This window comes from Vibrio sp. 1401 (genome assembly GCF_033340295.1).
Genome location: NZ_JAWOWF010000056.1, coordinates 23,749 through 31,015, shown reverse-complemented (window position 1 = coordinate 31,015; position 7,267 = coordinate 23,749). Strand labels below are relative to the sequence as shown.

General features: G+C 45.8%; 6 protein-coding genes and 1 tRNA gene. 4 read left to right on the top strand and 3 right to left on the bottom strand.

Going from position 1 to position 7,267, the window contains the following annotated elements; translation table 11 throughout:
* Nucleotides 1–2: 2 nt before the first annotated feature.
* Both R7Z77_RS21140 and orn read right to left on the bottom strand, forming a co-directional pair.
* Nucleotides 3–75, bottom strand: a tRNA-Gly gene (locus tag R7Z77_RS21140).
* Between the two features lie 156 nt (nucleotides 76–231).
* Entirely contained in the window at nucleotides 232–777 is a 546-nt protein-coding gene (gene orn, locus R7Z77_RS21135) for an oligoribonuclease (RefSeq protein WP_017635574.1), read from the bottom strand.
* A gap of 129 nt (nucleotides 778–906) precedes the next feature.
* Between orn and rsgA the strand changes: the two genes are divergently transcribed.
* The 4 genes from rsgA to R7Z77_RS21115 all read left to right on the top strand — a co-directional run bounded on the left by rsgA (nucleotide 907) and on the right by R7Z77_RS21115 (nucleotide 5,547).
* Nucleotides 907–1,971: a small ribosomal subunit biogenesis GTPase RsgA gene (gene rsgA / locus R7Z77_RS21130; protein WP_005386419.1), complete on the top strand. Its 1,065-nt coding sequence runs from the start codon at nucleotides 907–909 to the stop codon at nucleotides 1,969–1,971.
* Nucleotides 1,972–2,087: 116 nt separating this feature from the next.
* Complete coding sequence (gene asd, locus R7Z77_RS21125; protein ID WP_005381465.1) at nucleotides 2,088–2,945, top strand: archaetidylserine decarboxylase; 858 nt, start codon at nucleotides 2,088–2,090, stop codon at nucleotides 2,943–2,945.
* Nucleotides 2,946–3,111: 166 nt separating this feature from the next.
* Nucleotides 3,112–4,527 carry an SLC13 family permease gene (locus tag R7Z77_RS21120; RefSeq protein ID WP_025768799.1) on the top strand — a complete coding sequence of 472 codons (1,416 nt, stop codon included), beginning with the start codon at nucleotides 3,112–3,114 and terminating at the stop codon, nucleotides 4,525–4,527.
* A 132-nt stretch (nucleotides 4,528–4,659) separates the two neighbouring features.
* Nucleotides 4,660–5,547, top strand: a complete 888-nt coding sequence (locus R7Z77_RS21115) for a DMT family transporter (protein ID WP_064368826.1) — start codon at nucleotides 4,660–4,662, stop codon at nucleotides 5,545–5,547.
* 82 nt (nucleotides 5,548–5,629) lie between these two features.
* Here the strand turns inward: R7Z77_RS21115 and gpmM are convergent, their stop codons facing one another.
* Nucleotides 5,630–7,162: a 2,3-bisphosphoglycerate-independent phosphoglycerate mutase gene (gene gpmM, locus R7Z77_RS21110; protein WP_213896507.1), complete on the bottom strand. Its 1,533-nt coding sequence runs from the start codon at nucleotides 7,160–7,162 to the stop codon at nucleotides 5,630–5,632.
* Nucleotides 7,163–7,267 lie beyond the last annotated feature (105 nt).

The following is a 7,267-nucleotide window of genomic DNA, read 5'->3' as shown; positions in this document are numbered from 1 at the left end:
GGAGCGACACACGAGGTTCGAACTCGTGACCTCAACCTTGGCAAGGTTGCGCTCTACCAACTGAGCTAGTGTCGCATCAACAACGTTTCCGCTGTTTAGGGCTGCGAATTATAAGAGCATTTTTTTGTGATGCAAGTCCTTCCTTCAAAAAAACTTTATTTTTTTACTGAACGACGAAAAAGCAATCAAAAGCGATATAAATTACAACAATTTGGATCGCAACCTTAACAGTTAAATCTTGAAAATAGTACCTCGATAGTACTTAAGTTCTGCGATGGACTCACGAATGTCGTCCAAGGCCAAATGTGTTCCCTGTTTTGTGAACCCATTTAGCACCTCAGGTTGCCAGCGACGTGCTAGTTCTTTAAGAGTACTAACGTCAACATATCGGTAATGGAAGAACTCTTCCAACTCAGGCATGTGCTTGTATAAAAAGCGACGATCCTGCCCAATGCTGTTACCACATATTGGCGACGCCCCTTTTGGCACCCATTTTTCTAAAAATTCAATGGTTTGTGCGACTGCGTCTTGTTCTGAGATTTGACTGTTTCGAACGCGCTCCACCAAACCGCTTGCCGTATGCGTATTAGTACACCAGTCGTCCATTTTCGCTAGTTCTTCTTCCGGCTGATGAATCGCTAACACTGGACCTTCAGCCAAAATATTTAGTTCGCTATCCGTGACAATAGAAGCAATTTCGATGATTTTGTGCGTTTCAGGATCAAGCCCTGTCATCTCTAAATCAACCCAAATTAGGTTTTGATCGCTAAAGGACATGGTTACGCCGCCTATTTGTTTATCGATAAAAGAGGTACTATACCTCAAAATACGAGAAACACGATACTCATACACGGAGCCAAGAGTACGGCTCAACCATTTGAGTAAATTCACATAAAGTACAGAATTGTGGCAAAGAAGAAAAAGTTAACCAAAGGTCAGGTGCGACGCGTACGTAGCAACCAACAAAAGCGTTTGAAGAAGCAAGAAGATTCCATCCAGTGGGATGAAAACATGCTAGGCGCCAGCAAGCAAGGTCTCGTGATCACTCGTTTTGGTCAGCACGCGGACATTGAAGACCTTGAAACAGGCGAAATTCAACGCTGTAACCTCCGCCGTGGTATTGAGTCTCTAGTATCTGGCGATCGTGTTTTATGGCGCGAAGGATTGGAGTCTATGGCGGGCATCTCTGGTGTTGTTGAAGCGGTAGAACCTCGCTCTTCAGTGCTCACTCGTCCAGATTATTACGATGGCCTAAAACCCGTTGCAGCCAATATTGATCAAATGGTCATTGTCTCTTCGGTATTACCAGAGCTATCGCTAAATATTATTGACCGCTATCTCGTTGCATCAGAAACACTGAATATTGCGCCATTGTTGGTCTTAAATAAGGTCGACCTTCTAGAAGCCGATGACCGTGCAATGTATGAAGAATGGCTCAAAGAATATGAACGTATTGGCTATAAAGTGCTTCTGGTCAGCAAGAAGTCTGGAGAAGGCATTGCTGAACTAGAAACCCTGCTGCGTGATCGAATTAATATCTTTGTTGGTCAATCAGGCGTAGGGAAATCCAGCTTAGTCAACGCGTTAATGCCGGAACTAGAGAGCGAAGTGGAAGAAGGCGAAGTCTCTGAGAACTCTGGCTTGGGCCAACACACCACGACGGCTGCACGTTTATACCACATTCCAACGGGTGGCGATTTGATCGACTCACCTGGAGTACGTGAATTTGGTCTTTGGCATTTGGAAGCAGAAGAAGTAACAAAAGCATTCGTTGAATTTCGACCATATTTAGGCGGTTGCAAGTTCCGAGATTGTAAACACAATGATGACCCAGGCTGCCTTCTACGTGAAGCTGTCGAGAACGGGGAAATTAACGAAACTCGCTTTGAAAATTATCATCGTATTTTGGAAAGCATGGTTGAAAACAAAGCAAATCGTCAGTATTCACGTAATAAAAAAGCCGATCTGTAATTGAGTTAAGGCTGTAACTGTGTAAAAAGTCTTCACCTAATACTGACAAGCAAATTAAATTTCAGTAACATCACGCGCCCTAAAGCGCGAATCTAACAGAAGTATCGGAATTAAAGATGGACAAGTTTAAAGTTGGACTGCAGTACTGGATCCCACAACACGGCCTCACTCGCCTAATGGGTAAACTGGCTTCAGCAAAAGCTGGCGGTCTAACAACAGCAGTTATTCGTTGGTTTATCAAACAATACAATGTGAATATGGATGAGGCAAAGCACTCAGATCCTAAGCATTTTAAAACGTTCAACGAGTTTTTCGTTCGTGAGCTAAAAGAAGGCGCACGCCCAATTTCTGAAGGCGAAAACGTCATCACTCATCCAGCCGACGCTTGTGTTAGCCAGTTTGGCCCTATTGAAGATGGTCAACTTATCCAAGCAAAAGGTCATCACTTCTCAGCACAAGAATTGCTGGGCGGTGACGCGAATTTAGCTGACGAATTTAAAGATGGTTCTTTTGCGACATTGTACCTATCTCCGCGCGATTACCACCGTGTACACATGCCATGTGACGGCACCCTGCGCCAAATGATTTACGTACCAGGTGACCTGTTCTCAGTAAACCCTCTGACAGCAGAAAACGTACCAAACCTATTTGCACGTAACGAGCGTGTGGTGTGTATCTTCGATACTGAGTTTGGTCCAATGGCACAGGTGCTTGTTGGTGCGACAATTGTTGGTAGCATTGAGCAAGTATGGGCTGGCACGATCACTCCGCCTCGTGGAAACACTGTCTACAAATGGGATTACCCAGCAGAGGGTGACAAGGCCGTGATCTTGAAAAAAGGCGAAGAGATGGGCCGCTTCAAACTGGGTTCTACTGTTATTAACCTGTTTGCCAAAGACGCGATTGAGTTTGACGCAAGCATGGAAAACGGTAAGCCAACCGTTATGGGCACACCTTACGCCTTGAAAAAATAAGTAAAACAACGTTAAAGAGCCCTTTATTAAGGGCTCTTTTTATTGATAAAAAGCAAAACTCCGTTCGAAATTTAGCCTCTATTTCTCAAACTCATACCTGCCTCTAAGACCCTCATTCCACAATCAATTATCCTGCGCTTAGAATGAATATTTAGAGGGGCAGCCAATGCCAAAGATGAGTGTAAACACGTTGGCGAAATTGCTGGTGTGCTTTTTAATTCCGCTCGGTGTTTTGATGATGCCGATCGATGCTATTCCTATTGACGATCTCACTTTAATTCAGCATCGCCTGTTGGCTATTTTTCTTCTTGCTGCCCTACTTTGGGTTCTCGAGCCGGTTCCCGTTTTTGCTACGTCCATTCTTATTATCGCTCTTGAACTGATCATGATATCGGATAAAGGTTTGCATCTATTTCGCAATCCACCAGCGGGGCATGATTTAGGAGAGTTAATTGCTTACACCGATATTTTCTCGGCCTTCTCTTCACCGATCATTATTCTTTTTATGGGTGGTTTTGCTCTCGCGATTGCGGCTTCCAAATACGAGCTCGACAACAACCTCGCCCGAGTGCTATTAAAACCATTCGGCACACAACCTAAGTTCATAATGCTGGGCTTGATGTTAATTACCGCCGTTTTTTCAATGTTTATGTCCAATACTGCCACGACCGTGATGATGCTAGCCCTGCTTGGCCCCATCGTCGCTTCAGCACCTAAAGGGGATTTAGGCATTAAAGCACTGGTGTTGTGTATTCCAATTGCCGCGAATACAGGCGGCATTGCGACTCCGATAGGCACGCCACCTAATGCGATAGCGCTTCAATATCTCACTGGAGAAAACGCGATAGACTTCCTATCGTGGATGACAATGGGTCTACCCTTTGTGTTGGTACAACTCACTGTAGCTTGGTTCTTGTTGCAAAAGCTGTTTCCGTCTAGCGAACCAGAAATGAAACTAAAGCTAGATGGTACATTCAAAAGGAGCTGGCGTGCGATCGTCGTCTACATCACTTTTGCACTAACCATTGTGCTTTGGATGACAACGAAAGTGCATGGCATGAATACATACGTTGTCGCGATTATCCCACTAGCAGTGTTCACGTTAACGGGCATTATGGGAAAAGAAGAGCTCAAGCTGATTAACTGGGATGTTTTATGGCTGGTTGCCGGTGGTATAGCAATTGGTATTGCCTTAGACAAAACGGGCTTAGCCGAAGCATTAGCGCACGCCATTGATTACAGCCTGCTATCACCATTTGCCGTTGTTTTAGCCCTATCGGTAGTGTGTTGGTTAATGGCGAACTTTATGTCTAATACCGCAACAGCAAACTTATTGATGCCTATTGCTGCCGCTATTGGTACATCAATGCCAAGCCTTATTGCGGTTGGTGGCCTACAAGGTTTACTGGTTGTCGTCGCCTTCTCCGCATCACTTGGCATGATCTTACCGGTTTCCACACCACCAAACTCTTTGGCTTATTCAACAGGCCTCATCGAGAGCAAAGACATGGCGAAAGTAGGCCTGATTCTCGGTTTGATTGGTCTACTTATCGTGTATGGCGCAGTTTTGGTACTGTTTTAATCGAAGAGCTCCATGAAAAAGCGTGTTGTCATGGAGCTGCTCGCCAGCTACTACCCTTACAGAGCGGCTTTTACATCCCATAAATTTCGTGCATATTAAGACTCCTCTACTCTACAAGGACGTCGACACATCATGGGTTACGAATGGCTTGCTTTATGCGCCGCTTTTCTGTGGGCAGTTTCTAGCCTAATTTCGGTCATTCCTGCACAACACCTAGGCGCATTTTCTTACAGCCGCTGGCGTATGGGCTGCACAGCCGTGATCTTATCAACAATGGCCTGGATGACTGGCGGCTGGTTAACGGTTTCTTGGGAACATGTAGCGCCAATGATGGCCTCAGGACTGATTGGTATTTTTATTGGTGATACCGCTCTATTCGCGTGTTTGAATCGTATGGGGCCAAGACAGGCCGGGTTACTCTTCTCTTGCCACGCCGTGTTCTCTGCCATCTTGGGCTACTTCTTATTTAGCGAAGTCATGACCACAATAGAACTACTGGGCGCATCATTGGTATTTAGCGGCGTGGTGATGGCGATATTCTTTGGCCGAAGAGGTCAAGTGAATAACGTCTTGGAAGACATTAAAGGTAACATCTGGGTAGGTATTGGACTTGGCTTAACCGCAGCAATGTGCCAAGCATTGGGAGGCATTATCGCCAAGCCAGTAATGCAAACCAGTATTGACCCAGTTGCGGCTTCTGCTATTCGAATGATCAGTGCCTTTTTCGCCCACAGCATGTTGTTAATTCTAGGAGTCAAAGTCGCTCGCTCGACGCAACACATTACTTGGCGCGTATTTGGTATTACTGCCCTTAATGGTTTCTTGGCGATGGCCGTCGGCATGACGCTAATCTTATACGCACTGCAAGAAGGAAATGTAGGTATGGTTGCACTTCTATCTTCAACCACGCCAATTATGTTGCTACCACTGCTCTGGATTTACACCAAACGCCGACCAAACCGATTTGCATGGTTGGGCGCAGCCCTAGCTGTGATTGGTGCGGGCATATTGGTTCAGTAACCTTGCAGACCAGCCCTTACTGCCAGATACAAAAAAGCCCGAGTTTAAACTCGGGCTTTTGTCATTCGGAGCCGTTAGTTAACTATTTAACTAGTACTTCACCCGTCATTTCTGCTGGGATTTCCAGACCAGCTAGAGAAAGCATGGTTGGTGCAAGGTCAGACAGTTTACCGCCTTCTTTGAATTCAACCGCTTTGTCACCTACATAGATTAGAGGCACTGGTAGGTTAGTGTGAGCAGTGTGGATGCCGCCAGTTTCAGGGTCGATCATCATTTCTGCGTTACCGTGGTCCGCAGTGATCAATAGTTGACCGCCAACTTCTTTGATTGCTTCAACCACTTTACCCACACTTTCATCTAGAGCTTCGATTGCTTTCTCAGCCGCTTCATAAACGCCAGTGTGACCAACCATATCTGCATTCGGGTAGTTACAGATGATGGTATCGAACTTACCAGACTTGATAGCCGCAACCATCTTCTCTGTTAGTTCTGGAGAGCTCATTTCAGGCTGCATGTCGTACGTTGCAACTTTTGGAGAAGCAACCAATTGACGCTCTTCGCCTTCGAATTCGTTCTCAACACCACCGTTGAAGAAGAAAGTCACGTGTGCGTATTTCTCTGTTTCAGAGATACGTAGCTGAGTTTGACCTTGTTTAGATAGCCACTCACCGTAAGTGTTTTCTAGAGACGCAGGTGGGAATGCGATAGCTAGAGGGATATCAGCCGCGTATTGAGTCAGCATCACAAAGTTAATTGCTGGGAATGCTGCACGCTCAAAGCCGTCAAATGCAGGAACGAATGCACGAGTGATTTGACGTGCACGGTCAGCACGGTAGTTCATGAAGATAACCGCATCACCATCTTGCATGATTGCGTCTTCTTGACCTTCCGCTTTGATAGCTGTTGCTTTAACGAATTCGTCGTTTTCTTCACGAGCGTAAGCCGCTTCTAGGCCTGCAACTGCCGTTTCGGCTGTGAATTCAGCTTTAGCTTGAGTTAGAAGGTCGTAAGCAACTTGGACGCGATCCCAGTTGTTGTCACGGTCCATTGCGTAGTAACGACCTACTAGAGAAGCAACGCGGCCTTTACCTAGTTTCGCAAATAGGCCTTGGAAACGTTGTAGTGAGTTTTCAGCACTACGTGGTGGTGTGTCACGGCCGTCTAGGAAGCAGTGTAGGTAGATTTTCTCTGCGCCACGCGCCGCTGCCATTTCAACTGCTGCGTAAATGTGGTCTTCGTGAGAGTGAACACCGCCTGGAGACATCAGGCCCATGATGTGTACTGCTTTCTCAGCTTTTACTGCAGAGTCGATAGCTTCAACTAGCGCAGGCGTTTGTTCGAACTCACCATCAGCAATTGATTTAGTGATACGAGTCAGGTCTTGGTATACAACGCGGCCTGCACCAATGTTAGTGTGACCAACTTCAGAGTTACCCATTTGACCATCAGGAAGGCCAACATCCATGCCTGAAGCAGAGATTAATGTGTGTGGATTATTCGCAATCAGAGCATCCATTACTGGTGTTTTAGCATTCGCAATTGCGTTACTTGCTGTGTCTTCACGGTAACCGTAACCGTCAAGGATAACTAGAGCCAATGGCTTCTTAGCTGACATAATGATGACCTCATCAAATTTAAGTAACTTTTGGCGTAGGGCTTCGCTGCCCTATCTAACCTTGAAACAAAACTAGCGTAATTTTACTACACTTTTTAACCAAAA